The organism is Delftia sp. WSY_7, from assembly GCF_043104845.1.
Taxonomy (GTDB): domain Bacteria; phylum Pseudomonadota; class Gammaproteobacteria; order Burkholderiales; family Burkholderiaceae_C; genus Comamonas; species Comamonas tsuruhatensis.
In genome coordinates, this window is record NZ_JBICLB010000005.1 from 782,623 (window position 1) to 806,907 (window position 24,285).

The window sequence follows — 24,285 nt, forward strand, 5'->3', positions numbered from 1 at the left end:
TATCTCCAGTGTTTTCTCTGCAGCCCCGGTCATTCGGCGACCGGCGGCTATGGTTTTTGATTCATCGCGGGAGACCCGCCGAACAGCGCGCGCAGGCGCTGCACCACGGCCTTGAGAAAGCGCCACAGCGCCCAGGTCAGCAGCCACAGCGCGATGACCACGACCAGCAGCACGGCGGCGAAGGCCAGCGGGTGCGTGAGCGCCAGCCAGATCGCGCCCACCGAGGCACCGTCCTCCACCAGGCTCGCGCCCACGTTGGAAAACGGCTCGGGCGAGGTGTTGATGGCCGCGCGCGCCGTGCTCTTGGCCACCTGGCTGGACAGGGCCAGCGAGCCGCCCATCAGGGCCGCCATGGTGGCCATGGTCGCGCTGTCGGCGCCGAAGACGCCGGCCGCCAGCGCCGCGCCCGCCGGGATGCGGATCACGCTTTGCAGCAGGTCCCAGACCGAGTCCACGCCGGGGATCTTGTCGGCGAAGAACTCCACGAACAGCAGCGCGCCGCTGGCGAACAGCAGGGCCGGATGCTCCAGCACATGCAGCCCGCCCGGCAGCGCCACCCAGCCCAGCGCCCCCAGCAGCCCGGTCACGAAGACCACGGCGTAGAGCCTAAAGCCGCTGGCCCAGCCCAGTGCGGCGGCCAGCGCCAGCAGGCCGGCCATGTCCATGCCGCTGGTGGCCTGGCCCACGCGCTCGGCCACTTCGCCAGCCGCCTCGGTGACCGTGTGGTGCACGGCCGGGCCCGGGTACAGGCCCACGGACTGCAGCCACTGGACGAGGGAGTCGGTCAGGGTGCTCATGGTGTTGGCTCGGCGTTGGCTCGGCGTTGCTCGGTGGTCGCGCGATGAATGGGCAGCCCGCGCGTGTCAGGCCAGCCAGGCCGGCTTGCGCTTTTGCAGGAAGGCCTGCACGCCCTCCTTGCCCTCGGCGCTGGCGCGGATGTCGGCGATGCCTTCGACGGTGGCGGCGATCAGTTGCTCGTTGATCTCGCGCTCGGCCATGTCGATCACCAGGCGCTTGCAGGCGCGGGCGGCGGCGGGACCGGCGCTGACCAGGTGCTTGAGCAGGCCGTCCACGGCGTTGTCCAGCTCGTCTGCCGCCACCACGCGGTGCACGAAGCCGATGCGCAGCGCCTCGGCCGCGTCGAAGCGCTCACCGGTCAGGAAGTAGCGGTGGGCCGCGCGCGCGCCCATGGCGCGGATCACGTAGGGGCTGATGGTGGCGGGGATCAGGCCGATCTTCACCTCGGACAGGCAAAAGCCCGCGCCCTCGGCGGCCACGGCCATGTCGCAGGCAGCGACCAGGCCCATGCCGCCCGCATAGACATCGCCCTGCACGCGCGCGATGGTGGGCTGCGGGCATTCGTAGATCACGCGCAGCATTTCGGCCAGCAGGCCGGCGTCCTCGCGGTTCTCGTCGCGCGAGTAGTCGGCCATGCGACGCATCCAGTTGAGGTTGGCGCCTGCGCAGAAGGCCGGGCCCTCGGCGGCCAGCACCACGGCGCGCACGTCGCTGCGCTTGCCCACGGAGTGGAAGGCCTGGGTGATGTCGGCGATGACCTCGTCGCTGAAGGCGTTGCGCACTTCGGGCTGGGTCAGCGTGATGGTGGCCAGGGGGCCCTGGAATTCGAGGGTCAGTGCGGTGGTTTTCATGAAGTACCTCGCTGCAAGGAAAGAGGGGCCGCCGTCACATGCGGAACACGCCGAAGCGCGTGTCCTCTATGGGCGCGTTGCGCGTGGCCGCCAGGCCCAGCGCCAGCACGCGGCGCGTGTCGGCAGGGTCGATGACGCCATCGTCCCACAGGCGCGCCGTCGCGTAATAGGGGTGGCCCTGATCCTCGTACTGCTGGCGGATGGGGGCCTTGAAGGCCTCTTCCTCCTCGGCCGTCCACTGGCCGCCCTTGGCCTCGATGCCGTCGCGCTTGACGGTGGCCAGCACGCTGGCCGCCTGCTCGCCGCCCATGACCGAGATGCGCGCGTTGGGCCACATCCACAGGAAGCGCGGCGAATAGGCGCGGCCGCACATGCCGTAGTTGCCCGCGCCGAAGGAGCCGCCGATGATGATGGTGAACTTCGGCACGGCCGCCGTGGCCACGGCCGTGACCAGCTTGGCGCCGTGGCGGGCAATGCCTTCGTTCTCGTACTTGCGGCCCACCATGAAGCCCGTGATGTTCTGCAGGAAGACCAGCGGGATCTTGCGCTGGCAGCACAGCTCGATGAAGTGCGCGCCCTTGACCGCCGATTCGCTGAACAGGATGCCGTTGTTGGCGATGATGCCCACCTGCATGCCCTCGATGCGCGCAAAGCCGCAGACCAGGGTGGCGCCGAAGCGGGCCTTGAACTCGTCGAAGCGGCTGCCGTCCACCACGCGGGCGATGATCTCGCGCACATCGAAGGGCTTGCGCGTGTCCACGGGGATCACGCCGTACAGCTCGCCGCCGTCGAACAGCGGCGCCTCGGGCGGCAGGTCGCCGGCCGCCGGCTGCTTGGCATGGTTGAGGTTGGCCACGGACTGGCGCGCCAGCGCCAGCGCGTGGGTGTCGTTGTGGGCCAGGTGGTCGGCCACGCCCGACAGGCGCGTGTGCACGTCGCCGCCGCCCAGGTCCTCGGCGCTGACCACCTCGCCCGTGGCGGCCTTCACCAGCGGCGGGCCGCCCAGGAAGATGGTGCCCTGGTTCTTGACGATGATGGACTCGTCGCTCATGGCCGGCACATAGGCGCCGCCGGCCGTGCACGAGCCCATGACCACGGCGATCTGGGCAATGCCCTCGGCGCTCATGTTGGCCTGGTTGAAGAAGATGCGGCCGAAGTGCTCGCGGTCGGGGAACACATCGTCCTGGTTGGGCAGGTTGGCGCCGCCCGAGTCCACCAGGTAGATGCAGGGTAGGCGGTTCTGCGCGGCGATCTCCTGGGCGCGCAGGTGCTTCTTCACCGTCATCGGGTAGTAGGTGCCGCCCTTCACCGTGGCGTCGTTGCAGACGATCATGCAGTCCACGCCGCTGACGCGCCCGATGCCGGCGATCAGGCCCGCGCCGGGTGCATCGTTGCGGTACATGTTGAGCGCAGCCAGCGGGGCGATCTCCAGGAAGGGCGTGCCCGGGTCCAGCAGCATGGCCACGCGGTCGCGCGGCAGCAGCTTGCCGCGCGCCACGTGCTTGGCGCGCGCGGCCTCGCCGCCGCCCTCGGCGACCTTGGCCACCTGGGCCTGCAGGTCCTCGACCACGGCGCGCATGGCCGCGGCATTGGCCAGGAAGTCCGCCGAACGCGGATTGAGTTGGGTGCCCAGAATGCTCATGTGTGGCCTCTTCTTGTGTTTGCCCGATGCGGGCGCTTGGTTTTTCCGAATGTCCTGCAAAGAACGGCGGCCCGGCCTGGGGAAAATGCCGTATGCACACCGTTGAAATCGTCTTGCTCGTCCTGCTGCTGGGAGCGTTGACGGGCATTGCCGCGCGCTACGTGCGCGCCATCCCGCTGCCGCTGATCCAGATCACCCTGGGAGCGCTGATGGCCTGGCCGCAAAAGGGCCTGCACATCGCCTTCGATCCCGAGCTGTTCCTGCTGCTGTTCATCCCGCCGCTGCTGTTCGCCGACGGCTGGCGCATCCCCAAGCGCGAGTTCTTTGCGCTGTACCGCCCCATCCTGCGCCTGGCGCTGGGCCTGGTGCTGTTCACGGTGGTGGGGCTGGGCTGGCTGATCCACTGGCTGGTGCCCGGCATGCCGCTGACCGTGGCCTTTGCGCTGGCCGCCGTGGTCTCGCCCACCGATGCCGTGGCCGTCTCGGCCATCACGCGCAACCTGGGCATGCCCGAGAAGACCATGCACATCCTCGAGGGCGAGTCCCTGCTCAACGACGCCTCGGGCCTGGTGGCGCTGAAATTCGCCATCGCGGCCACGCTGACCGGCCTGTTCTCGTGGACCGAGGTGGCCAAGGATTTCATGTGGATGGCCCTGGGCGGCCTGGGCGTGGGCACGCTGATCGGCTGGGGCTTTTCCTATGCGCGCAGCACCATCACGCGCCGCCTGGGCGACGTGGCGGCCACGCAGATGGTGCTGCTGCTGATCCTGCTGCCCTTCGCCGCCTACATCGTGGGCGAGAAGATCGGCGTGTCGGGCATCCTGTCGGCCGTGGCCGCGGGCATTGCCACCAACTTCGCCGACCTGGAGCGCAGCAGCTACATCAGCGAGCGGCTGCAGACCGAGGGCACCTGGAGCATGGTGGAAGCCTCGTTCAACGGCGCCATCTTCCTGCTGCTGGGCCTGCAGCTGCCCTCCATCATCGGCGTGACGCTGCACGCTGCGGGCAGCGAATGGTGGGTGCTGGTGGGCTATGTGGTGATCATCTCCAGCGCGCTGCTGCTGATGCGCTGGATCTGGCTGACCCTGGGCGTGCAGCGCAGCCTGGCTCGCGCCCACTTCCAGGGAAAGATGGCCGAGCGCCCCTCGCACCTGCTGAACCTGGCCACCACCATGGCCGGCATACGCGGCGCCGTGACGCTGGCCGGCGCGCTGTCCGTGCCCATGCTGCTGAACAACGGCCAGCCCTTCCCCGGCCGCGAGATGCTGATCTTCCTGGCCACGGGCACCATCTTGTTCACCCTGGTGCTGGGCAGCATCGCCCTGCCGCTGATCCTGCGCCGCATGCCCCAGCCCGGCGAATCGCCCACGGTGCGCGAGGAACGCCTGGCGCGCGTGGCCGCCTGCCAGTCCGCCATTGGCGGGCTGACGCTGAGCGAGGAAGAGATCCAGGGCCACACGCCCGAATGGGTGGCCATGCACCAGGAGGTCATGGGCCACCTGACGCAGGAGTACCGCAACCGCGTCCAGCTGCTGGACGACGGCAGCGGCACGGCCTCCAGCATCGAGATCCAGCGCGAGGCGCCCGAAGTCGTGCGCCAGCGCAAGCTGCGCTACCTGCTGGAGATCGAGCTGCGCCTGCGCTGCATCCACCAGGAGCGCGACGCGCTCTACGCCGAGCGCCAGGCCCACCGCATCAACGACGAGTCTCTGCGCCGCCTGGTCAGCGAGCTGGACATGCAGGAGATCTCGCTGCGCAAGCGCCTGGTCGTGGCGCGCCGCGCTGCAGCCTCGGCCATGGCCGCGCCCGAGGGCGGCACGCCCTAGGCGGCACGCGGTGGACAGCTGGCGGCAGCGCATGAAAGCAGCCCTCAGGCGGTCCTGGCCGGGCGCAGATCCAGCATGGCGATCATCTCGTCGCGGATCTTGAATTTCTGGATCTTGCCGGTCACCGTCATCGGGAAGGCCTCGACGAAGCGGATGTAGCGCGGCACCTTGTAGTGGGCGATCTGGCCCTTGCAGAAGTCGCGCACGCCGTCTTCGGTCAGCGTCTGGCCGGGCTTGACGATGATCCAGGCGCACAGCTCCTCGCCATAGCGCACGTCGGGCACGCCGACGACCTGCACGTCCTGCACCTGCGGATGGCGGTAGAGGAATTCCTCGATCTCGCGCGGGTAGATGTTCTCGCCGCCGCGGATCACCATGTCCTTGATGCGGCCGACGATGTTCACGTAGCCCTGCTCGTCCATGGTGGCCAGGTCGCCGGTGTGCATCCAGGCCTCGTCGTCGATGGCCTCGCGCGTGCGGGCCTCGTCCCCCCAGTAGCCGTGCATGACCGAGTAGCCGCGCGTGCACAGCTCGCCCGAGACGCCGGGCGCCACGACCTCGCCCGTGGCCGGATCGACGATCTTCACCTCCAGGTGCGGCTGCACCTTGCCCACGGTGGACACGCGGCGCTGAAGCGGCGTGTCGGCATCGCTCTGGCAGCTGACGGGGCTGGTCTCGGTCATGCCGTAGGCGATGGTGATCTCGGACAGATGCATGTCGCTGACCACGCGCTTCATCACCTCGATGGGGCAGGGCGAGCCGGCCATGATGCCGGTGCGCAGCGTGCTCAGGTCGAACTCCTTGAAGCGCGGGTGGTCCAGCTCGGCGATGAACATCGTGGGCACGCCGTGCAGGCCCGTGCAGCGCTCGGCCTGCACGGTCTCCAGCACCAGCAGCGGATCGAATCCGTCATTCGGGTAGACGATGGCCGAGCCATGCGTGAAGCAGGCCAGGTTGCCCAGCACCATGCCGAAGCAGTGGTACAGCGGCACGGGAATGCACAGCCGGTCCTCGGGCGTCAGCCGCATGCACTCGCCGATGAAAAAGCCGTTGTTCAGGATGTTGCGGTGGGTCAGCGTGGCGCCCTTGGGAAAGCCCGTGGTGCCGCTGGTGAACTGGATGTTGATGGGGTCGGTGTTCTTGAGCGTGGCGGCCACGGCGTCGATGCGCGCATCCTGCGCATCACCGCGCGCCAGCAGGCTGGAAAAGCGCAGCATGCCGGGCTGCTCTTCGCCCTGGCCTGCCACGTCGATCCAGACCACGCTGCGCAGCTGGGGCAGGCGCGCGCAATGCAGGCGGCCGGGCTCGGCCGTGGCCAGCTCGGGGGCCAGTTCGCGCAGCATGCCCAGGTAGTCGCTGGTCTTGAACTGCGCCATGGTCACCAGGGCCTTGCAGCCGACCTTGTTGAGCGCGTACTCCACCTCGGAGGTGCGGTAGGCCGGGTTGATGTTGACCAGCACCAGGCCGACCTGGGCCGTGGCCAGCTGCATCAGCACCCATTCGGCGTTGTTGTGCGACCAGATGCCGACGCGGTCGCCCTTGTCCAGCCCCAGGCCCAGCAGCGCGCTGGCCAGGCGGCGCGCCTCGGTGTGCAGGCCGGCATAGCTGTAGCGCAGGCCCTGGTGGCGGCTGACCAGGGCCTCGCGATCGGGCTGGCGGGCCGCCATGTCGGCAAAGAAATCGCCGATGGTCTGCTCGATCAGCGGCACATCGGTGCGGCCTTGGGCATGGCTGGAAGCGAGCGGGGCGTTCTGGGCGGGCATGCGTTGTCTCCTGTGTCGTCGGCGGCGCCTGGGACGGGCAAATGCAGTGGCCTGCCCCGTCACGGCAGCTATTGCGTGGCAGCATAAGGGCCAACCCCGAGCAGAACAGGCCACGAAGGTTGCAATAATTGCCAGCATGTTCACCCCCTCGCTGGTCAAGACCCCCCTGCCCCAGGCGGCCGCCACCATGGCCTCCGCACACCCTGCAGTCACGCCCATGGCCTTTGTGCAGGCCATTATGCTGGCCTACGAACGCCGGGGCATCAGCGCCCTATCCGCCCTGGAGAAGGCACAAATTGCGCCAGACTCCGTCAAAGAGCGCAACGAGTGCATCACGGCGCTGCAGATGGAGGCACTGTCCGATGCCGCCATGCGCGAACTCGACGACGAGTCCCTGGGCTGGTTCTCCCGGCGCCTGCCCTGGGGCAGCTACGGCATGCTGGCACGCGCCAGCATGGGCAGCGAGCAGCTGGGCCTGGCGCTGGCGCGCTGGTGCCGCCACCATGGCCTGCTGGCCGACGACATCCGCCTCACGCTGACGCAGGAAGACGGTTTGGCCACGCTGGCCATCGAGGAGCTGTCCACGCTGGGCGCCATGCGCGAGTTCTGCCTGCTGTCGGTGCTGCGCAATATCCACGGCCTGGCCAGCTGGTTCATCGACGAGCCGCTGCCGCTGCGGCGCGCCTGCTTTCCCTTCGATCCCCCGCCGCATGCCGGCGTGTATGCGCTTCTGTTCCCACCGGGCGAGGTGGAGTTTGGCGCGGCCCGGGCCTGCCTCCAGTTCGACGCGCGTTTTCTGGATATGCCGCTGACGCGCGACGAGCCCGCGCTGCAGCGCATGCTGCAGCGCGCCCTGCCGCTGCAGGTGCGCCCCTACCGGCGCGAGCGCCAGCTGGTGCAGCGCGTGCGCCAGCTGCTGGCGGCCGACGCCGAATGCCTGCAGACGGCCGACACGCTGGCGCGCCAGCTGCACCTGTCCCAGCGCAGCCTGCATCGCCAGCTCAAGGAAGAAGGCGCCTCGCTGCAGGCGCTCAAGGACGAGGTGCGGCGCGAGCGTGCCGTGGCCCTGCTGCTGCGCACCAGCCGGCCCATCAAGCGCATCGCCCAGTCCTGCGGGTTTCTCAACGACAAGAGCTTCATCCGCGCCTTCCGGCTGTGGACGGGGCTGTCGCCTTCCGAATTCCGCAAGAGCGCGCGAGCCCGGCCCGAGTGAGGGCCGTGCGCATCCTGGCGCGATTTGCATCCTGCGCGACTGCCGCCGTCCGCGCATCTGGCCTAGGCTTTGCGCATGCACCATCTCCACCATTGCGTCAGCGCGCGCTCCTTCCGCGCGCTGTGGATGCTCGAAGAACTGCAGCTTCCCTACACGCTGCACATGCTGCCGTTTCCGCCGCGCGTGCTGCAGCGCAGCTACCTGGAACTCAACCCGCTGGGCACGGTGCCGCTGCTGCGCCACGGCGAGGCCAGGCTGACCGAGTCAGCCGCCATCTGCGAATACCTGGCCGCCCTGCACCCCGGGGCGGGCCTGTCCGTGCAGCCGCAGGAGGCAGACTTCGCCGCCTACCTCAACTGGCTGCACATGAGCGATGCCACGCTGACCTTCCCGCAGACCCTGGTGCTGCGCTACACCCACTTCGAGCCAGCCGAACGGCGCCAGCCCCAGGTGGCCCAGGACTACCAGCGCTGGTTCCTTGCGCGGCTGCGCGCGGTGGAGCAGGCCGTGGAACAGCGCCACTGGCTCGCGGCAGACCGCTTCACCGCTGCCGACGTGGCCGTGGGCTATGCGCTGATGCTGTCGGCGCACCTGGAGATGGAGCCGCAGTGGGGGCCTGCCACCCAGGCCTACTGGCAGCGCCTGCAGCAGCGGCCCGCCTTCCAGCGGGCGCTGCAGGCCGAGCAGCAGGCCGCGCGTGCGCAGGCCGTGGACGAGACGCCTTCGCCGCAGCTGCGCTAGGGCCGGCTCAGGCTCAAGCGCTGGCGCTGGCCTGCCCGATGGCGCGCAGCATGGCCGGCAGCTCGCCCATGTCGCCGAATACGCAGCTGGCGCCGGCCTCGAGCAGTTGCTCGGCCGATGCGTGGCCCTGGTCGGCCGGGAAGTAGCCCCAGACCGTGGCGCCTGCGGCCACGCCGGCGGTGACGCCGGTCACCGTGTCCTCGATGACCAGGCAGCGCGCCGGCTCCACGCCCAGTGCGGCGGCGGCTGCCAGGTACACATCGGGAAAGGGCTTGCTGCGCGGCAGCTCATGGCCGCTGAAGACGCGGCCCTCGAAATACGGGGCCATGCCGACCTGGGCCAGCTGCATCTCCACCTTGGCGCGGTCCGCGCCCGAGGCGCAGGCGATGCGGCCAGCGCACAGCGCATGGGATTGGCTGACGGCGGACAGCGCGCCGTCAATGGCCACCAGCTCGGCGCGCAGCGCGGCGTTGCGGCGCTCGTAGAAGGCGGCCATCCATGCGTCGGTCAGCGGCTTGCCGGTGCGCGCCTCGATCAGCGCGGCCTGGCTGCGCACGGTCTTGCCGATGAATTCGCGCAGGCATTCCTCGGTGCTGATGGGCCAGCCCGATTCATTGAGCATGGTGCACAGCACGCGGTTGGTGATGGATTCACTGTCGACGAGCACGCCGTCACAGTCGAAGAGCACGGCCTCGAAAGCAGTCATGGATGGATTCTCGAAACAAACTGAGCAAGGGCGCCCTGGGGCGCCCTTGCTGCGGAAAATGGCCGGATTATGCGCCGGCCGCGCATGCCTGTGCCCTGCTCAGGGGAAGGAGGCACCGGCCAGCGGATGCACCATGCGGCGGACGTTGCGCACCGAGATGGAATGGAACCGGCCATCGTCGGTGACCACGTCGCCGAAGGCGAAGAAGCCTTCGGCCGCATTGCGGTTGAACTGCTCCAGGCGCTGCGCGAGGCTGGCGCTTTGGGACACCGGTTCGACGCGGTACTCGATGGCGCCCTGCTGGTCGCCGCTCTTTTCGTACAGCTGCACGCCTTCGGTATTGCCCCGCAGCACCAGGGCGCCGCGCAGCAGGTGGCCCTTGGCCCCCATCTCGTCCAGGCGCTGCTTCAGCGCCGTGCCGTTGGCCATGCCGAAGGGCGCGGCCAATGCGAACACCGCGTACTCGAAGGCCGGCGCCTTGGAGTCCTTGACGTAGAGGTTGAACATCTCGTTGCCCGAGATCAGCGGGCCCATGTAGCGGAAACCCCGGCCGCTCATCTCGGCCAGTTGCTGCGTGAAGCCCGACGTGTCCAGCGCACCCACGGCGGGGCGCGTCTCGTAGCTGTAGGTGGCTGCGGCGCTGCTGCTGCGCACATAGAGGTTGCGCAGGTCCTGCGTGCTGCTGGGGAACGCCATGCCCGACTTGTACAGGTAGCCTTGCGCACCCTGTGCGTTGAGCTGGGCCACCAGGGCCGAGACGCCCGCCACATCGGGCACCATGCGGTAGTCCAGGCGCGTGCCGGTGTGGGCCGTGTCGGTGACGTAGAAGTCACCGATGGGAACGGGGAAGGCGGTACCGCCCGAGGCCAGGCTGTAGGTGAAGGCATAGCCCTGCGCCCCCAGCGCGTTCATGGCGGACAGGGCCGCGTCGAAGTTCTCCGCACCGGTCTCCATGCGGTACTGGCCGGTCACCGGCGTGGGCGTGCCGCCGGGGTTGCCAGGCGTACCGGGGTTGCCAGGATTTCCGCCATTGCCGGGATCTCCGCCGCCCGGTTCTCCCGATCCGCCACCACCGCCGCCGCCACAGGCGGCCAGGGTTCCCAGAAGCATCAATGCCGCGCTGCGGCGCGTGAGCTGTACCATCTTCATGACTATCTCCCCTTCTCGTTGAATACATGCCCGTTCCATGCGGAATCTCAGGGCATCGGCGGCGATTTTGGGGAGTTGGCCGACATCCGGTCACCCCCCGGCCGGGGGGTAATCGTTACGATGTGCGCAAGGTGTATCCGGGCGCGCCCTGGCGCTCCAGCCCTTTCGACATGCCTTCGCGCGGACCATGCACAGCCATTCCCTCCTGACCGATTCCTCCTGTCTCCAATCGGGGCGCTATGCCCTGGTGATCGACGACCACCCGCTGACGGCCATGGGCGTGTCCGAGTTCCTGAAACAATTCGGCCTGTCCGAAGTCCATGCCGTGGCCGATGCGGGCGAAGGCCTGCAGTGCATGGCCGGCAGGGGATCGCCGCATCTGGCCATCGTGGATTTCTGGCTGGGTGCCAGCGCAGGCACGGACGTGGTGCGCGAAATCCGCACGCTGGCGCCCGCCTGCCGCGTGCTCATGACCAGCGGCGACACGCATGGCGCGATTGCCCTGAAGGCACGCGCGGCCGGGGCCCATGGCTTTGTGCTCAAGTCGCAGCCGCCGCAGGTGCTGCAGCAGGCCGTGGCGGCCCTGCTGCGCGGCGAGACCTGGTTCCCCGCCGCCCCGCTGGCGCCGCAGCCGCCGGGCGGCGCCCATGCCATCCGCATGACGGCGGCCGAGCTGGGCCTCACCCCGCGCCAGGCCCAGGTGCTGGACTTGGTGCTGCGCGGCCTGCCCAATCCCAGCATTGCCCGGTTGCTGCACCTGTCGCCGCACACGGTCAAAGAGCATGTGGCAGGCGCCCTGCAGCGCCTGGGCGTGCACAGCCGCATTGACGCCATCACGCGCATGCAGGGCATTGCGCTGGAGCTGCCGCCCTCCGTACCGCCGACCGATACGGTTCAGGCGCCGGCCACGGCCAGCCTGCGCTGAAGCAGGGCCCGCAGCGCCAGCGGATCCACGGGCTTGCGCAGCAGCAGATAGCCCAGTTCCTGCGCCTGCTGCTCCAGCGCAGCGGAAGGGTCGCCGCTGAGCAGGGCGCCCGCCGCCTGCGGCGATTGCGCCAGCACGTTCTGCAGCAGCGCAAAGCCGTTCTCGCCCTGGGCCAGCTGGTGGTCGCACAGCACGAAATCGGGATGCTGCCCCGCCGCCAGCCAGGCCTGCGCCTCGCGGCCCGCAGCCGCCACGTCCACGGTCAGCCCCCAGCCGCGCAGCAGGCCGGCCAGGGCCTGTGCCACCTGCACATCGTCATCGACCACCCAGCACCGGCCCTGCAGCAGGGGGCGGCCTGGCGGATTCGCGGCAGCCTCGGCCCCTGCCCCTGCCCCTGCCTCTGCCCCTGCCTGCGCCTGCGCGTGCCCCAGAGGCAGGTCCGCTTGCACGCTCAGGCTGGGCGACAGCTGCAGCCAAAAGCACGAACCCCGTCCCGGCGTGGACAGCAGACCATGCTCCACGCCCATGCGGCGCGCCGCTGCGGCCACCACGGCCAGGCCCAGGCCCTGGCTGCTCACGCCGGGCAGGTGCTCGGCCGCAGGCTGGGCCGCGCGCCGGGCCGCCTGGCCTGAGCGCGCGCGAAAGTGCGGTGCGAAGACATGGGGCCGGTCTTCGGCCGCAATGCCCAGGCCCGTGTCCCAGACCTCGATGCGCCAGCCCCCGCCGTGCACGCGGGCGGCCAGCAGCACGCCGCCGCGCTGGGTGTAGCGCAGGGCGTTGTGCAGCAGGTTGAACACCATCTGGCGCAGCAGGGCCTCGTCGGCACGCACCAGGCTGTCCAGGCCGCGCGCCACGCGCCAGCGCAGCACCAGCCCGCGCTGCCGCGCCTCGGCCGCGAACAGGCGCGTGGCATCGCCCAGCAGAATGCGCAGGTCCATCACCTGGGCGCGCAGCTCCCAGGTGCCGTTCTCCAGCCGCGACAGGTCCAGCAGGTCGTTGCACATGGTGCCCAGCGACTGGGCACAGGCCTGGGCATCGTCAAGCACGCCTGCCAGCGCGCCGTCGGCATTGCGCTGGCGGGCGGTCTCCACCAGCAGGCCCAGGGCATGCAGGGGCTGGCGCAGGTCATGGCTGGCGGCCGACAGGAAGCGGCTCTTGGCCTCCAGCGCCTGTTCGGCCTGCTCCTTGGCCGCCAGGTAGCGCTCGGCCAGCAGCTGGCGGTCACGCTCCTGCGCCCATTGCTGCTGCATGAGCTGGCGCGCCCCCCAGGCATGGCGCGCGATGGTAGCGCCATACAGCATGAGCAGCGGCAGCAGGTACAGGCCCCTGTTCGGGAAGTACCAGACCACGGCCAGCAACATGGCGCCGTACAGCACGCCGAAGAAGCGCTTGAACACGGCAGCCGCCGGCGCCAGGAAGGTGGCGGCCGAGGCCACGACGCCGCACAGCACCAGGTAGATGAAAAGCCGGAATTCATGGCCGCTGCCATGGGTCAGCGGTATGGCCAGCGCCCAGGAACCGGCGTTGAGCAAGGCCATGCGGCCCATCACGCGCTCCCAGCGCTGCAGCCGCGTTGGCAACTCGGCCGAGGGCACGGCAGCGCCCAGGTCCCGACGCAACTGGCGCCGCAAACCGACGAAGACGCAGGCCATGAGCGCCATGCCCAGCCACCACAGCAGCAGCGGCGCCTGGAAGGCACCCGTTTCGTGCCGCTGCAGCCAGACCACGATGCCGGGGATGATGAGGGCCGCCGCCTCGGACGAGCCCCGCGATGCGATGGACAGCAGCAGCCGTTGGCGCTGCTGCAGCTTCCACAGCGGCTCCGCAGGGCCGCCGTCGTGTTCAGAACTGGTCGCCATCCACGTAGAACCAGCGCCCGCCTTCGCGCACGAAGCGGCTGCGCTCATGCAGGCGCACGGCGCGGCCCGCCACGCGGTAGCGCGCGACGAATTCCACCTCGGCGCGGTCCTCGCCGGTGCTTCGGAAGTCCTTGACCGCCAGCCCCAGCCAGCGCGCCGAGGGCTCGAAGTCCAGCGTGGCGGGCCGCTGGCTGGCGTGCCAGGTGGCCAACAGGTAGGCGGCGTCCTCACGCACGAAGGCGCTGTAGCGCGAGCGCATCAAGGCCTGGGCATCGGGCGCAGGGCAGTCGTCGAAATGGTTCAGGTAGCGGCCGCAGCAGGCATCGAAGGCCAGGGACCGGCCCTTGGCATCGTGCTGGCCACAGGGACAGGCCGGGGAGGTGGCGGCAGCGCTCATAGCGGCTGGCCCTGCGGAACTTGCGAAACTTGCGGAACCTGGGAGAGGACGGCGGGGGAGCAGGAATGCATGTCAGTCACGGCCGCCTTGCTGCGACCGGGTTCTTGATGGAGGACAGGCGGGCCATGATACTGACCGCGGGCCCTCGGGCCTGTAAGGAGAGCCCATGTTTTCAATGTCGGTCCCGTGGTGGGAGTTCGTGGTGCGCGGCGTGGCCGTCTACCTGTTCTTGCTGGTGTTCCTTCGGCTAACGGGGCGGCGCCAGACGGGGCAGTACGCGCCCTTTGACCTGGTGCTGCTGCTCATCCTGTCGAATGCCGTTCAGAACTCCATGAATGCCGGGGACAACTCGCTGATCGGCGGCATGATCTCGGCCTCCACGCTGATCCTGTGCCATCTGCTGCTGTCCTGGCTGACTTTCCGTTTTCCCGCGCTGGAGCGGCTCATCGACGGCAAGGCCCAGGCCCTGATCACGGACGGCCACCTGAACAAGGATCTGATGCGCGAGGAACGCATCACGCGCGACGATATCGAGGCCGCGCTGCGTGCGGGCGGCTGCCTGCACCTCAGAGAGGTGGAGCGCGCCACGCTGGAGACCGACGGCAGCATCACCGTCGTCCTTCGCCGCCGCGACAGCGAGAACGACGGCGATCCGCCGGTCTGAGCCTAGTCGAGCTGCTCCAGGAAGCGCTCGATGGCCAGGTTCACGGGCTGCGGATGCGTGAGGTTGGCCGCATGGCCGGCCCCCGGCACCTCCACCCACTGCGCCCTGGGCAAGGCCTTGGCCATGGCGCGTGCACGGTCGAGCGTGATGGCGATGTCGTCCGTGCCATGGATGACCAGTGCCGGTACGTGGATGTCGGGCAGTCGTGGGCTGATGTCATCGCGCTGGGCCAGCGCCAGAAAGCTCTGCCCCAGGTTGATGGGCGTGGCCTTCTTCCATTTGGCGCGCCAGGCGGCCGCGCCGCTCCAGCCCTGGCCCAGGATGGTGCGCTCCACCGTGGCCGCCATGTCGTCGCTGAGGCCATGCTCCATCCAGGCCCTCAGCAACGCCTCGTGGTGGGGCATCTGCTCGGGGTCTTCCAGCATGGCCTGGGTGTCGATCAGCACCAGCGCACGCACGACCTCGGGGTGGATGAGCGCACAGCGCAGCGACAGATAGCCGCCCTGCGACATGCCCACCAGCACCGCGCGCTCCACGCCCAGGTGCGCCAGCAGGGCGGCCAGGTCGTCGGCCGAGTCGTAGTAGTCGAAGGGTGCGCACTGCTCGGGGTCTGCCGTCTGGCCATGGCCGCGCTCGTCCCAGCTGATGCAGCGAAAGCGCCCCTGCAGTGCCTGGACCTGGGGAGCGAACATGGTGTGGTCCATGAGCAGCCCGTGCGAAAACACCAGGACCGGGCCGCGCCCGCCCGTGTCCTCGTAGTACAGGTTCTGGCCGTTGACGGAAGCGATGGGCATGTCGGGATCTCCTGCGAAGGTGGTCACAAACCTGCCGGAAACGGCCGCCCGCCTCTCTCGGGCGCCGTGCCGGCGATGCTCCATGCTAAGCCCTGCGGGTGTCAGGGCCATCCGGCCCGACCCGCAGCGTGGGGGATTGGCCTCAGGCCAGGGCGCGCTGGATGAGAATTTTCTGCACGTCGCTCGTGCCTTCGTAGATCTGGCAGACGCGCACATCGCGGTAGATGCGTTCCACGGGGAAGTCGCTGACCACGCCATAGCCGCCCAGGGTCTGGATGGCGGCGCTGCACACGCGCTCGGCCATTTCGCTGGCGAACAGCTTGGCCATGGCCGCTTCCTTGAGGCAGGGCAGGCCGGCATCGCGCAGGCTGGCCGCATGCCAGATCAGCTGGCGAGCGGCCTCGATCTGCGTGGCGCAGTCGGCCAGGCGAAAGCCCACGGCCTGGTGGTTGAAGATGGGCTGGCCGAAGCTCTCGCGCTCCTTGGAGTACTGGAGCGCGCAATCGAAGGCCGCACGCGCCATGCCCACGCTTTGCGCGGCAATGCCGATGCGCCCGCCCTCCAGCGCCGACAGCGCAATCTTGTAGCCCTCGCCCTCGGCGCCGATGAGGTTCGCGGCGGGGATGCGGCAGCCCTCGAACTGGATCTGGGCCGTGTCCGAACTGTGCTGGCCCAGCTTGTCCTCCAGCCGCAGCACCTGGTAGCCGGGTGCGGAGGTCGGAACGATGAAGGCGCTCATGCCGCGCTTGCCGGCCGCCTTGTCGGTGACGGCGATGACGATGGCCACGTCGCCGTTCTTGCCGCTGGTGATGAATTGCTTGACGCCGTTGATCACGTAGTCGCTGCCGTCGCGCGTGGCCGTGGTGCGCAGCGCCGAGGCGTCCGAGCCCACATGCGGCTCGGTCAGGCAGAAGGCGCCCAGCATCTCGCCGCGCGCCAGCGGCGCCAGCCATTGCTGCTTTTGCGCCTCGCTGCCGTAGCGCATGAGGATGGCGTTGACGGGGCAGTTGGTGACGCTGATCACCGTGCTGGTGCCGCCGTCGCCGGCTGCGATTTCCTCCAGCACCAGGGCCAGGCTCAGGTAGTCAAGGCCGGCGCCGCCGTACTCCTCGGGCACGCAGATGCCGTAGGCGCCCAGCGCCGCCAGGCCCTGGTGCACGTTCTTGGGAAAGTGGTGTTCCTTGTCCCAGCGGGCGGCATGGGGCGTGATTTCGGTGCGCACGAAGTCGCGCACCGCGTCACGGATCATTTCCTGGTCTGCGTTGAGCAGCATGTCTTGTCTCCTGATTCTTGTTTCGTTGTTCGTTGTCCCGGCCGCAGCTACCAGGCGATGCGCTGCCCGTCGTGGCGCAGCATGCGGCCCCGATCAGCCGGCGTGACGCCGGCCAGGGTGCGGACCAGACCCTGCACGCTTTGCTCCACGGTGAAGGTGGCGGACTCGCCGCCCATGTCGGTCTGCACCCAGCCCGGGTCCAGCGCGACCACGGTGGCGCCGGGCCATTGCGGCTGGGCGCTGGCCACGACCATGTTGAGCGCGGCCTTGCTGACGCGGTAGAGCCAGGCGTCGGATTCGGCGCCGGCCAGCAGCGACATCTCGCTGGAGAACAGGCCGAACACGCCGCCCGCCGCCTCGACCATCGGCGCCACCTGGGGCAGCACCTGCATGGCGCCCAGCACATTGGTGTGCATGACGCGGTCGAACTGCTCGCGCGTGGGCGGCGTGGCCGAGCTGTGGGCATCCCACACTCCGGCCACGTACAGCGCCAGCTCGATCTTCTCGCCATCGAGCTGCCAGGCCAGGCCGCTGACGCTGGCCGGATCGGCCACATCCACCAGCAGCACCTTGGCGCCCGTGGCTTCGACGCGCTCGCGATCGGCCTCGCTGCGCACCGTGGCGACCACGCTGCGGCCCTGGGCCGTATAGGCCTCTACCAAGGCAAAACCGAGCCCGCGCGAGGCTCCCAACACCAGAGTGACTGCCATGTCTTTCGACCTTTCAAATGGAATACGGTCAGCGGCCCTGCTCGCCCGCGATCTGTTTTTCGTAGCGCTCGACCATGGCCTCCTGCGTCTCGGTGGGCGCAGGCAGGCCGATCTGCTGGTGGACCATCTGGTTCACCGACGGCATGACGTTGCGCGGCACCTGGGACTCGGGCTTCCAGAGCCGGGCGCGCATGAGGGCCTTGGCGCAGTGCAGATAGGCCTCCTGCACCTGGATCTCCAGAACGATCTTGGGCCGGAAGCCTTCGTTGGCGAACAGCGCCGTGTAGTGGGCCTCGTCGCGCAGCCTGGCCACGCCGTTGACGCGCAGCGTCTCGTCGAAGCCCGGCACCATGAACAGCAGGCCGATGCGCGGATCGGCGATCAGGTTGCTGAAGCTGTCCAGGCGGTTGTTGCCGCCCGAGTCGGGGATCAGCAGCGTCTGGTTGTCGGGCGCCTTGATGAAGCCCGGCTTTCCGCCGCGCGGCGAGGCATCCATCAGCGAGCCCGCCGCGCCCCCCGTGGCCACGATGCACAGCGGCGACAGCGCGATGAAGCGCAGGCAATGCCGGTCCAGGTCCACCTGCTGCTTGAGCAAGGCCCTTTCGGCCGGCATGGCATACAGGCTGCGCAACTGTTCTTCGCTGGTGATCATGGTCGAGAGGTCAAAGTAATAGCGGATCGGCCGATCCAAGTCTAGCTCTCTGGACGTCTGTGGCGCTGCCCATAAAACTGGCGCAATGCAAATCAGAGACACCGAGGAATGGCCTACGCCGGCCGCGCCGCCCCGCACCGAGGGTGTTGTCCCCCTTTCAGGGGGAGGGCGCGCAGCGCCTCAGGGGGTGACCATTTCTATCGCCATGGCTGTTCCTTCGCCGCCGCCTATGCACAGCGTGGCCAGGCCGCGCTTGCCGCCACGCGCCTGCAGGGCGTGCAGCAGCGTGACCAGGATGCGCGCACCGCTGGCGCCGATGGGGTGGCCCAGCGCGCAGGCGCCGCCGTTGACGTTGACCTTGTCGCGCGGCACGCCCAGCTCGGCCATCAGGGCCATGGGCACGACGGCAAAGGCTTCGTTGACTTCCCACAGGTCCACATCCGCCGCCGTCCAGCCGGCCTTCTTGAGGGCCTTCTGCGTGGCGCCCACGGGGGCCGTGGTGAACCATTCGGGCTCCTGGGCATGCGTGGCATGGGCGACGATGCGCGCCAGCGGCTTGCAGCCCAGCTCCTTGGCCGTGGACTCGCGCATCAGCACCAGGGCGGCGGCGCCGTCGTTGATGCTGGAGCTCGATGCCGCCGTGATCGTGCCGTCCTTCTTGAAGGCGGGCTTGAGGCTGGCGATCTTGTCCAGCTTGGCCTTGGCCGGGCCTTCGTCGATGCTGACCGTGACATCGCCCTTGCGCGTGGAGACGGTGACGGGCGTGATCTCGGCCGCGAAGGCGCCGCTTTCCGTGGCGGCCTGGGCGCGCTTGACGCTTTCGATGGCGTAGGCGTCCTGCTGCTCGCGCGTGAAGTGGTATTTGGCGGCGCAGTCCTCGCCAAAGGTGCCCATGGAGCGGCCCGGCTCGTAGGCGTCCTCCAGGCCGTCGAGCATCATGTGGTCATAGACCTTGTCGTGGCCCATGCGGTAGCCGCCACGGCCCTTCTTGAGCAGGTAGGGCGCATTGGTCATGCTCTCCATGCCGCCGGAGACCACCACATCGCGGCTGCCCGCCACCAGCTGGTCATGGGCCAGAATGGTGGCCTCCATGCCGGCGCCGCACATCTTGGACAGGGTCACGGCGCCCGTGCTGCGCGGCAGGCCACCCTTGAAGCCTGCCTGGCGCGCAGGCGCCTGTCCCTGGCCCGCCATCAGGCAGTTGCCGAACAGCACTTCGTCCACCTTCTCCGGCGCCACGCCGGCACGCTGCACGGCGGCCTTGATGGCGGCGCCGCCCAGATCGTGGGCCGCGAGATCGGCGAAGTCGCCCTGGAATGCGCCCATGGGGGTGCGGGCTGCGCCGACGATGACGATGGGGTCTTGCATGCTTATCTCCTGGATGTGGTGATGGTGAGGGGAAAACAAACGGGTCAGGCCAGCCAGCGGCTGCGCTCGTAGGGATAGACGTCGTGCACGTGGCCTTCGCGGATGCGCTGCTGGTGCCCCTGCCAGAAGGCGGGATCGAGCAGGTCGGCATGGTGGCGCATGAAAACTTCGCGCACGGCCGGATTGCCCAGCAAAAAGGGCGCGAAGGTTTCCGGGAACACATCGCGCGGGCCCACGGGATACCAGACCTCGCCGCTGAGCTCGTCTTCCTCGTTGCGCGGCGCAGGCACCTGGCGGAAATGGCAGTCGGTCAGGTATTCGATCTCGTCGTAGTCGTAGAACACCACCTTGCCGCCGCGCGTGATGCCGAAGTTCTTCCACAGCATGTCGCCCGGGAAGATGTTGGCGGCCACCAGGTCCTTGATGGCATTTCCGTATTCGATCACGGCGCTCTCCAGCCGCTGCCGCGGTCCCGGCAGGTCCAGCCCGTCATCGAAGCACTCCTGCAGCAGCAGGTTCAGCGGCACCATGCGCCGCTCTATGTAGAGGTGGGAGATGATGACCTCCTGCCGGCCATCGCCGTCGCGGTCGCTGATCTCGACCTGGCTGGGCGCGTGCTCCAGGATCTCGGCGATCAGCGCCTCCGAGAAGCGCTCGCGCGGGAAGGCCACCAGGCTGTACTCCAGCGTGTCGGCCATGCGCCCCACGCGGTCGTGCTGCTTGACCAGGCGGTACTTGGCCTTGACCTGCTCGCGGGTGATCTCCTTGGGCGCGGCGAACCGGTCCTTGATGAGCTTGAACACATAGGGAAAGCTGGGCAGGTCGAACACCAGCATGACCATGCCCTTGATGCCGGGCGCGATGCGGAACTGGTCGCGCGAATGGCGCAGGTGGTGCAGGAAGTCGCGGTAGAACAGCGTCTTGCCCTGCTTGGCCAGGCCCAGGGCGTTGTACAGCTCGGCGCGCGGCTTGCGCGGCATGAGGCTGCGCAGGAACTGCACGTAGGCGCTGGGCACGTCGGTGTCGACCATGAAGTAGGCACGCGCAAAGCTGAAGAGGCCGTGCAGGTCCTTCTCGCCGAACAGGGCCGCATGCAGCACCAGCCGGCCGTTGTCCCCATGCAGGATGGGCACGGCCCAGGACAGCTCGGCAAAGCCGTTGATGATCTTGCCGACGATGTAGGCGCCCTTGTTGCGGAAAAACAGGCCGGACAGCACCTGGATCTGGAAGTTGGCGTACAGGCGCATGGCCTGCAGCTGCGGCTCCAGGCGCTCGGCCAGGCGGGCGATGTCGCGCTCCAGGTCCTCGAAGGGGCGCTGCAGCGCGAACTGCTCCACGACTTCGCGCAGCGTCTGCGACAGTGTCTCGCGCGTGGGGTAGAAGGCCAGGTAGGCCGGGCGTGCGGCCGGCTCCTGGTTCTCTATGTATTCCGTACTGACGGCCGGCCGCACGAAGATGAAGTCGTTGTGGAAGTGCGTACGGTGCAGGATCTTGGTGGTGACCGAGTTGAAGAAGGTCTCGGCCAGCTCCGGCTGCAGGTGGTTGACCATGAGCCCGATGTAGTGGCGCTTGATCTGCTGCCAGACCGGCATGGGCTGGGCGCCGGCCGCAAATTCCTTTTCAAGCCGGCGCACGCATTCGCGCACGCGCAGGTCGTAGAACTCGATGCGCTCGCGCTGCGCGCGCTGCTGGCCCAGCCAGTCGGCAGTTTCGAAGCGGTGTTTGGCGCGGGCCGATTCGGCGCGGAACAGGCGGTAATGGCGGTTGAAGCCATCCATCATCGCCCGCGCGATGTCATGGGCAAGCAGGGTGTCCTGGGCAGGCATCGGCATGAAGTCTCCCGGGGTCCCGCCTGCCATGGCCGCTCAGTCGCGCTGGCGGCTGGCGACCAGCTCGACAGCCTCGGCATGGATGTTGGCGATGCCGCCGACACCGGGCACGGTCATCTGCAGATTGGTGATCAGGCCGTCCTTGAGGCCATAGCACCAGCCGTGCAGCGTGACCTTCTGGCCGCGCGCCCAGGCATCCTGCATCACCGTGCTCTGCGCCACATTGATCACCTGCTCGATGGCATTGAGCTCGCACAGCGCGTCATGGCGCCATTGCGGCGACAGGCTGGCCAGCAGCGCCTGGTGCTTGTCGCGCACGTCCTTCACGTGGCGGATCCAGTTGTCGGCCAGGCCCACGCGCACATCCTCCAGTGCCGCCAGCACGCCGCCGCAGCCATAGTGGCCGACGACCATCAGGTGCTCGACCTTGAGCTGGTCCACCGCGTACTGGATGGTGGACAGGCAGTTCAGGTCGCTGGGCACGACCACGTTGGCCACGTTGCGGTGCACGAACACCTCGCCGGGCTCCAGGCCCGTGATCTGGTTCGCGGGCACGCGGCTGTCGGAACAGCCGATCCACATGTAGCGGGGTTTTTGCTGCGCCATCAGCCCAGTGAAGAAACCGGGCCGGTCACGCTCCACCTGCTGGGCCCATTCGCGGTTGTGGACAAACAGCTCTTCGATGGAGGTTGTGCTCATAAACAATCCTTTTGTTGGGGTCAAACTCAAGAACGGCGCAGCAGGCAGGCGAAAGATCAGCAGGTCTCTGCGAACAGCTCGCGGCCGATCAGCATGCGACGGATCTCGCTGGTGCCGGCGCCGATCTCATAGAGTTTCGCATCCCGCCAGAGGCGACCCAGTGGGTATTCGTTGATATACCCATTACCCCCATAGATTTGAACGCCTTCGCCGGCCATCCATGTCGCCTTCTCGGCGCACCACAGGATGACGCTGGCGCAATCCTTGCGAACTTGGCGAACATGCTCGGTTCCCAGCAGATCGAGGTTTTTGGCGACCGTATAGGCAAAGGAGCGGCCCGCTTGCAGCACGGTGTACATGTCCGCCACCTTGCCCTGGATGAGCTGGAACTCGCCGATGCTCTGGCCGAACTGCTTGCGGTCATGGATGTAGGGCACCACGTTGTCCATCACCGACTGCATGATGCCCAGCGGCCCGCCCGTCAGCACGGCGCGCTCATAGTCCAGGCCGCTCATCAGCACCTTGGCGCCGTTGTTCACGCCGCCCAGCACGTTCTCGGCCGGCACCTCGACGTTCTCGAACACCAGCTCGCCCGTGTGGCTGCCACGCATGCCCAGCTTGTCCAGCTTCTGGGCAATGGAAAAGCCCTTCATGCCCTTCTCGATCAGGAAGGCAGTCACGCCGCGGGCGTTCAGCTCGGGCTCGGTCTTAGCGTAGACCACCAGGGTGTCGGCATCGGGACCGTTGGTGATCCACATCTTGGTGCCGTTGAGCAGGTAGTAGCCGCCCTTGTCCTCGGCCCTGAGCTTCATGCTGATCACGTCCGAGCCGGCGCCGGGCTCGCTCATGGCCAGCGCGCCCACATGCTCGCCGCTGATCAGCTTGGGCAGGTACTTGGCCTTTTGCGCTTCATTGCCGTTGCGGTTGATCTGGTTCACGCAGAGATTGCTGTGCGCGCCGTAGGACAGGCCCACCGATGCGCTGGCACGCGAGATTTCCTCCATCGCCACCATGTGGGCCAGGTAGCCCATGTCGGCACCGCCGTACTGCTCGGACACGGTGATGCCCAGCACGCCCAGGTCGCCGAACTTGCGCCACAGGTCCATGGGGAACTGGTCGTCGCGGTCGATCTCGCCGGCGCGCGGTGCAATCTCGGCCTGTGCGAACTCGCGCACGGCATCGCGCAGCGCATCGATGTCCTCGCCCAGTTGGAAGTTCAGGCCCGGCAGGTTGGAAAGGCTCATCTCATGTCTCCTGTGGAAATTGGGGGAAAGAACGCCGCCCGGCTCAATCGGCCAGATCGCGGCCCTGCACGCACATCAGCGTGCAGCCCATGGTGGCAATCAGTTTCTCGCGGCCTTCGTCGATGGCGTAGGCGCGCCCTTCGGTCACGGTGATGGTGCGGCCCGGCTTGAGCACACGGCCTTCCATGCGAAAGCGCTGGCCCTTGGCAGGGGCCAGCAAGTTGATCTTGAATTCAATGGTGAGCACGGCAGCATCGGCCGGCATCAGGGTCAGCCCTGCGTAGCCGCAGGCGGAATCCAGCGCCGTGGAAACCATGCCGGCATGCAAAAAGCCATGCTGCTGCGTCAGTCCGGGCGCCCAGTCCAGGCAGACATCGACGGCACCGGGCTCCAGCAAGGACAGCTCGGCGCCCAGGGTGTGCATCGCGCCCTGGCGTGCAAAACTGTCTTGCACACGGCGGGCAAAGTCGCTGTTGGCAGGTTCCAGGCGGGGCACGGTCAAGGCAAGCCTCACAAATTACGTTTACGTAAACGTCAATTATGAAGCATTTTTCCCATCCAGGTGTTTCAACAAAGTGCGGGCCTCGGATTCCTGCTCTCGCACCTCGGCTAGGTTGGCCTGCAGATCGGCCAGGCGGTCTTCGAGCTGGCGGCGGTGCACAGCCAGCACCTCCAGGAATTTGCGCAGTTGCACGCCCGTGTCACGGGGGCTGTCGTAGAGATCGATGATCTCCTTGGCTTCGTTCAGAGACAGTCCCAGCCGCTTGGCCCGCAAGGTCAGGCGAAGACGTGTGCGATCACGCGCGCTGTAGACGCGATTGCGTCCGCCAGGCCCGGCACGCTCGGGCTCAAGCAGGCCCATGTCCTCATAGAAGCGGATGGCCCGGGTCGTGAGATCGAACTCCTTGGCAAGATCGCTGATGGTGTAGGTGGTCGACATGGCTGGAGAGTCCGCCGGCATCCACAGCCGGCGGCCATGGGAATGCGACGTTGACGTTAACGTCAATGCTAGCGGAATTGTCCGCAGGAAACTGCGCCGGATGTTGCATCCGGGTGCGATGAAGAAGCCTGGCAGGAATAAAAAGAGAGCGCGTCAGCGCTCTCTTTTTTGGGTTGTCCATTTTCGGATGTTCCGTTGAGCCGTCCGTTTTGGCGGTTCAGCCTGTTTCCCCGTTTCCTGCA

Annotated in this window: 23 protein-coding genes; 5 read left to right on the top strand and 18 right to left on the bottom strand. The window is 68.0% G+C overall.

Going from position 1 to position 24,285, the window contains the following annotated elements; translation table 11 throughout:
* Positions 1–47: 47 nt before the first annotated feature.
* The 3 genes from ACF8ME_RS04835 to ACF8ME_RS04845 all read right to left on the bottom strand — a co-directional run bounded on the left by ACF8ME_RS04835 (position 48) and on the right by ACF8ME_RS04845 (position 3,291).
* The gene (locus ACF8ME_RS04835; RefSeq protein ID WP_392415472.1) at positions 48–797 is read right to left on the bottom strand and encodes a DUF4126 domain-containing protein; all 750 of its coding nucleotides are present in this window, start codon (positions 795–797) and stop codon (positions 48–50) included.
* Positions 798–863: 66 nt separating this feature from the next.
* Positions 864–1,649: an enoyl-CoA hydratase/isomerase family protein gene (locus ACF8ME_RS04840; protein ID WP_392415474.1), complete on the bottom strand. Its 786-nt coding sequence runs from the start codon at positions 1,647–1,649 to the stop codon at positions 864–866.
* 34 nt (positions 1,650–1,683) lie between these two features.
* A complete protein-coding gene (locus ACF8ME_RS04845; RefSeq protein ID WP_088165663.1) occupies positions 1,684–3,291 on the bottom strand; it encodes a carboxyl transferase domain-containing protein in 1,608 nt (535 codons plus the stop codon).
* 92 nt (positions 3,292–3,383) lie between these two features.
* On the opposite strand from ACF8ME_RS04845, the gene ACF8ME_RS04850 reads away from it, so the two are divergent.
* Entirely contained in the window at positions 3,384–5,117 is a 1,734-nt protein-coding gene (locus ACF8ME_RS04850) for a Na+/H+ antiporter (protein WP_392415476.1), read from the top strand.
* A gap of 44 nt (positions 5,118–5,161) precedes the next feature.
* Here the strand turns inward: ACF8ME_RS04850 and ACF8ME_RS04855 are convergent, their stop codons facing one another.
* Complete coding sequence (locus tag ACF8ME_RS04855) at positions 5,162–6,880, bottom strand: AMP-binding protein (RefSeq protein WP_047327946.1); 1,719 nt, start codon at positions 6,878–6,880, stop codon at positions 5,162–5,164.
* Positions 6,881–7,016: 136 nt separating this feature from the next.
* On the opposite strand from ACF8ME_RS04855, the gene ACF8ME_RS04860 reads away from it, so the two are divergent.
* Both ACF8ME_RS04860 and ACF8ME_RS04865 read left to right on the top strand, forming a co-directional pair.
* The gene (locus ACF8ME_RS04860) at positions 7,017–8,093 is read left to right on the top strand and encodes an AraC family transcriptional regulator (RefSeq protein ID WP_212644662.1); all 1,077 of its coding nucleotides are present in this window, start codon (positions 7,017–7,019) and stop codon (positions 8,091–8,093) included.
* A 75-nt stretch (positions 8,094–8,168) separates the two neighbouring features.
* Entirely contained in the window at positions 8,169–8,834 is a 666-nt protein-coding gene (locus tag ACF8ME_RS04865; protein WP_016452790.1) for a glutathione S-transferase family protein, read from the top strand.
* Positions 8,835–8,847: 13 nt separating this feature from the next.
* On the opposite strand, the gene ACF8ME_RS04870 is transcribed toward ACF8ME_RS04865, so the two are convergent.
* A complete protein-coding gene (locus tag ACF8ME_RS04870) occupies positions 8,848–9,540 on the bottom strand; it encodes an HAD family phosphatase (RefSeq protein WP_016450027.1) in 693 nt (230 codons plus the stop codon).
* 99 nt (positions 9,541–9,639) lie between these two features.
* Positions 9,640–10,689 carry a hypothetical protein gene (locus ACF8ME_RS04875; protein WP_016450026.1) on the bottom strand — a complete coding sequence of 350 codons (1,050 nt, stop codon included), beginning with the start codon at positions 10,687–10,689 and terminating at the stop codon, positions 9,640–9,642.
* 187 nt (positions 10,690–10,876) lie between these two features.
* On the opposite strand from ACF8ME_RS04875, the gene ACF8ME_RS04880 reads away from it, so the two are divergent.
* Positions 10,877–11,614 (top strand): response regulator transcription factor, encoded by a 738-nt coding sequence (locus tag ACF8ME_RS04880; RefSeq protein WP_126312715.1) that lies wholly within the window; start codon positions 10,877–10,879, stop codon positions 11,612–11,614.
* On the opposite strand, the gene ACF8ME_RS04885 is transcribed toward ACF8ME_RS04880, so the two are convergent.
* Both ACF8ME_RS04885 and ACF8ME_RS04890 read right to left on the bottom strand, forming a co-directional pair.
* Positions 11,584–13,473 (bottom strand): hybrid sensor histidine kinase/response regulator, encoded by a 1,890-nt coding sequence (locus tag ACF8ME_RS04885; RefSeq protein WP_392415479.1) that lies wholly within the window; start codon positions 13,471–13,473, stop codon positions 11,584–11,586. The two genes, ACF8ME_RS04880 and ACF8ME_RS04885, sit on opposite strands and share 31 nt — an antisense overlap.
* Positions 13,457–13,870, bottom strand: a complete 414-nt coding sequence (locus ACF8ME_RS04890; RefSeq protein ID WP_392415481.1) for a YchJ family protein — start codon at positions 13,868–13,870, stop codon at positions 13,457–13,459. The genes ACF8ME_RS04885 and ACF8ME_RS04890 overlap by 17 nt, the downstream gene beginning before the upstream one ends.
* A gap of 166 nt (positions 13,871–14,036) precedes the next feature.
* Between ACF8ME_RS04890 and ACF8ME_RS04895 the strand changes: the two genes are divergently transcribed.
* Positions 14,037–14,534 (top strand): DUF421 domain-containing protein, encoded by a 498-nt coding sequence (locus ACF8ME_RS04895; protein WP_016450022.1) that lies wholly within the window; start codon positions 14,037–14,039, stop codon positions 14,532–14,534.
* Between the two features lie 2 nt (positions 14,535–14,536).
* On the opposite strand, the gene ACF8ME_RS04900 is transcribed toward ACF8ME_RS04895, so the two are convergent.
* From ACF8ME_RS04900 to ACF8ME_RS04945, 10 genes are all read right to left on the bottom strand, one after another.
* Positions 14,537–15,328 carry an alpha/beta fold hydrolase gene (locus ACF8ME_RS04900; RefSeq protein ID WP_392415483.1) on the bottom strand — a complete coding sequence of 264 codons (792 nt, stop codon included), beginning with the start codon at positions 15,326–15,328 and terminating at the stop codon, positions 14,537–14,539.
* 142 nt (positions 15,329–15,470) lie between these two features.
* The gene (locus ACF8ME_RS04905) at positions 15,471–16,601 is read right to left on the bottom strand and encodes an acyl-CoA dehydrogenase family protein (protein WP_034397414.1); all 1,131 of its coding nucleotides are present in this window, start codon (positions 16,599–16,601) and stop codon (positions 15,471–15,473) included.
* A 47-nt stretch (positions 16,602–16,648) separates the two neighbouring features.
* Positions 16,649–17,311 carry an SDR family oxidoreductase gene (locus ACF8ME_RS04910; RefSeq protein ID WP_016450019.1) on the bottom strand — a complete coding sequence of 221 codons (663 nt, stop codon included), beginning with the start codon at positions 17,309–17,311 and terminating at the stop codon, positions 16,649–16,651.
* A gap of 28 nt (positions 17,312–17,339) precedes the next feature.
* Positions 17,340–17,963 carry a pyridoxamine 5'-phosphate oxidase family protein gene (locus ACF8ME_RS04915; RefSeq protein WP_016450018.1) on the bottom strand — a complete coding sequence of 208 codons (624 nt, stop codon included), beginning with the start codon at positions 17,961–17,963 and terminating at the stop codon, positions 17,340–17,342.
* A gap of 180 nt (positions 17,964–18,143) precedes the next feature.
* Entirely contained in the window at positions 18,144–19,331 is a 1,188-nt protein-coding gene (locus ACF8ME_RS04920; RefSeq protein ID WP_016450017.1) for an acetyl-CoA C-acyltransferase, read from the bottom strand.
* 44 nt (positions 19,332–19,375) lie between these two features.
* Entirely contained in the window at positions 19,376–21,163 is a 1,788-nt protein-coding gene (gene aceK, locus ACF8ME_RS04925; protein ID WP_392415485.1) for a bifunctional isocitrate dehydrogenase kinase/phosphatase, read from the bottom strand.
* Between the two features lie 33 nt (positions 21,164–21,196).
* Positions 21,197–21,859 carry a carbonate dehydratase gene (gene can, locus ACF8ME_RS04930; protein ID WP_016450015.1) on the bottom strand — a complete coding sequence of 221 codons (663 nt, stop codon included), beginning with the start codon at positions 21,857–21,859 and terminating at the stop codon, positions 21,197–21,199.
* Positions 21,860–21,915: 56 nt separating this feature from the next.
* A complete protein-coding gene (locus ACF8ME_RS04935) occupies positions 21,916–23,103 on the bottom strand; it encodes an isovaleryl-CoA dehydrogenase (protein WP_160853221.1) in 1,188 nt (395 codons plus the stop codon).
* Between the two features lie 43 nt (positions 23,104–23,146).
* Entirely contained in the window at positions 23,147–23,605 is a 459-nt protein-coding gene (locus tag ACF8ME_RS04940; protein WP_016452801.1) for a PaaI family thioesterase, read from the bottom strand.
* A gap of 36 nt (positions 23,606–23,641) precedes the next feature.
* The gene (locus ACF8ME_RS04945; protein ID WP_013800379.1) at positions 23,642–24,043 is read right to left on the bottom strand and encodes a MerR family DNA-binding transcriptional regulator; all 402 of its coding nucleotides are present in this window, start codon (positions 24,041–24,043) and stop codon (positions 23,642–23,644) included.
* Positions 24,044–24,285 lie beyond the last annotated feature (242 nt).

Bases quoted from the DNA above. Each gene is read 5' to 3' on its own strand.
- ACF8ME_RS04835 (WP_392415472.1), bottom strand. From the start codon at position 797: ATGAGCACCCTGACCGACTCCCTCGTCCAGTGGCTGCAGTCCGTGGGC.
- ACF8ME_RS04840 (WP_392415474.1), bottom strand. From the start codon at position 1,649: ATGAAAACCACCGCACTGACCCTCGAATTCCAGGGCCCCCTGGCCACC.
- ACF8ME_RS04845 (WP_088165663.1), bottom strand. From the start codon at position 3,291: ATGAGCATTCTGGGCACCCAACTCAATCCGCGTTCGGCGGACTTCCTG.
- ACF8ME_RS04850 (WP_392415476.1), top strand. From the start codon at position 3,384: ATGCACACCGTTGAAATCGTCTTGCTCGTCCTGCTGCTGGGAGCGTTG.
- ACF8ME_RS04855 (WP_047327946.1), bottom strand. From the start codon at position 6,880: ATGCCCGCCCAGAACGCCCCGCTCGCTTCCAGCCATGCCCAAGGCCGC.
- ACF8ME_RS04860 (WP_212644662.1), top strand. From the start codon at position 7,017: ATGTTCACCCCCTCGCTGGTCAAGACCCCCCTGCCCCAGGCGGCCGCC.
- ACF8ME_RS04865 (WP_016452790.1), top strand. From the start codon at position 8,169: ATGCACCATCTCCACCATTGCGTCAGCGCGCGCTCCTTCCGCGCGCTG.
- ACF8ME_RS04870 (WP_016450027.1), bottom strand. From the start codon at position 9,540: ATGACTGCTTTCGAGGCCGTGCTCTTCGACTGTGACGGCGTGCTCGTC.
- ACF8ME_RS04875 (WP_016450026.1), bottom strand. From the start codon at position 10,689: ATGAAGATGGTACAGCTCACGCGCCGCAGCGCGGCATTGATGCTTCTG.
- ACF8ME_RS04880 (WP_126312715.1), top strand. From the start codon at position 10,877: ATGCACAGCCATTCCCTCCTGACCGATTCCTCCTGTCTCCAATCGGGG.
- ACF8ME_RS04885 (WP_392415479.1), bottom strand. From the start codon at position 13,473: ATGGCGACCAGTTCTGAACACGACGGCGGCCCTGCGGAGCCGCTGTGG.
- ACF8ME_RS04890 (WP_392415481.1), bottom strand. From the start codon at position 13,870: ATGAGCGCTGCCGCCACCTCCCCGGCCTGTCCCTGTGGCCAGCACGAT.
- ACF8ME_RS04895 (WP_016450022.1), top strand. From the start codon at position 14,037: ATGTTTTCAATGTCGGTCCCGTGGTGGGAGTTCGTGGTGCGCGGCGTG.
- ACF8ME_RS04900 (WP_392415483.1), bottom strand. From the start codon at position 15,328: ATGCCCATCGCTTCCGTCAACGGCCAGAACCTGTACTACGAGGACACG.
- ACF8ME_RS04905 (WP_034397414.1), bottom strand. From the start codon at position 16,601: ATGCTGCTCAACGCAGACCAGGAAATGATCCGTGACGCGGTGCGCGAC.
- ACF8ME_RS04910 (WP_016450019.1), bottom strand. From the start codon at position 17,311: ATGGCAGTCACTCTGGTGTTGGGAGCCTCGCGCGGGCTCGGTTTTGCC.
- ACF8ME_RS04915 (WP_016450018.1), bottom strand. From the start codon at position 17,963: ATGATCACCAGCGAAGAACAGTTGCGCAGCCTGTATGCCATGCCGGCC.
- ACF8ME_RS04920 (WP_016450017.1), bottom strand. From the start codon at position 19,331: ATGCAAGACCCCATCGTCATCGTCGGCGCAGCCCGCACCCCCATGGGC.
- aceK (WP_392415485.1), bottom strand. From the start codon at position 21,163: ATGCCGATGCCTGCCCAGGACACCCTGCTTGCCCATGACATCGCGCGG.
- can (WP_016450015.1), bottom strand. From the start codon at position 21,859: ATGAGCACAACCTCCATCGAAGAGCTGTTTGTCCACAACCGCGAATGG.
- ACF8ME_RS04935 (WP_160853221.1), bottom strand. From the start codon at position 23,103: ATGAGCCTTTCCAACCTGCCGGGCCTGAACTTCCAACTGGGCGAGGAC.
- ACF8ME_RS04945 (WP_013800379.1), bottom strand. From the start codon at position 24,043: ATGTCGACCACCTACACCATCAGCGATCTTGCCAAGGAGTTCGATCTC.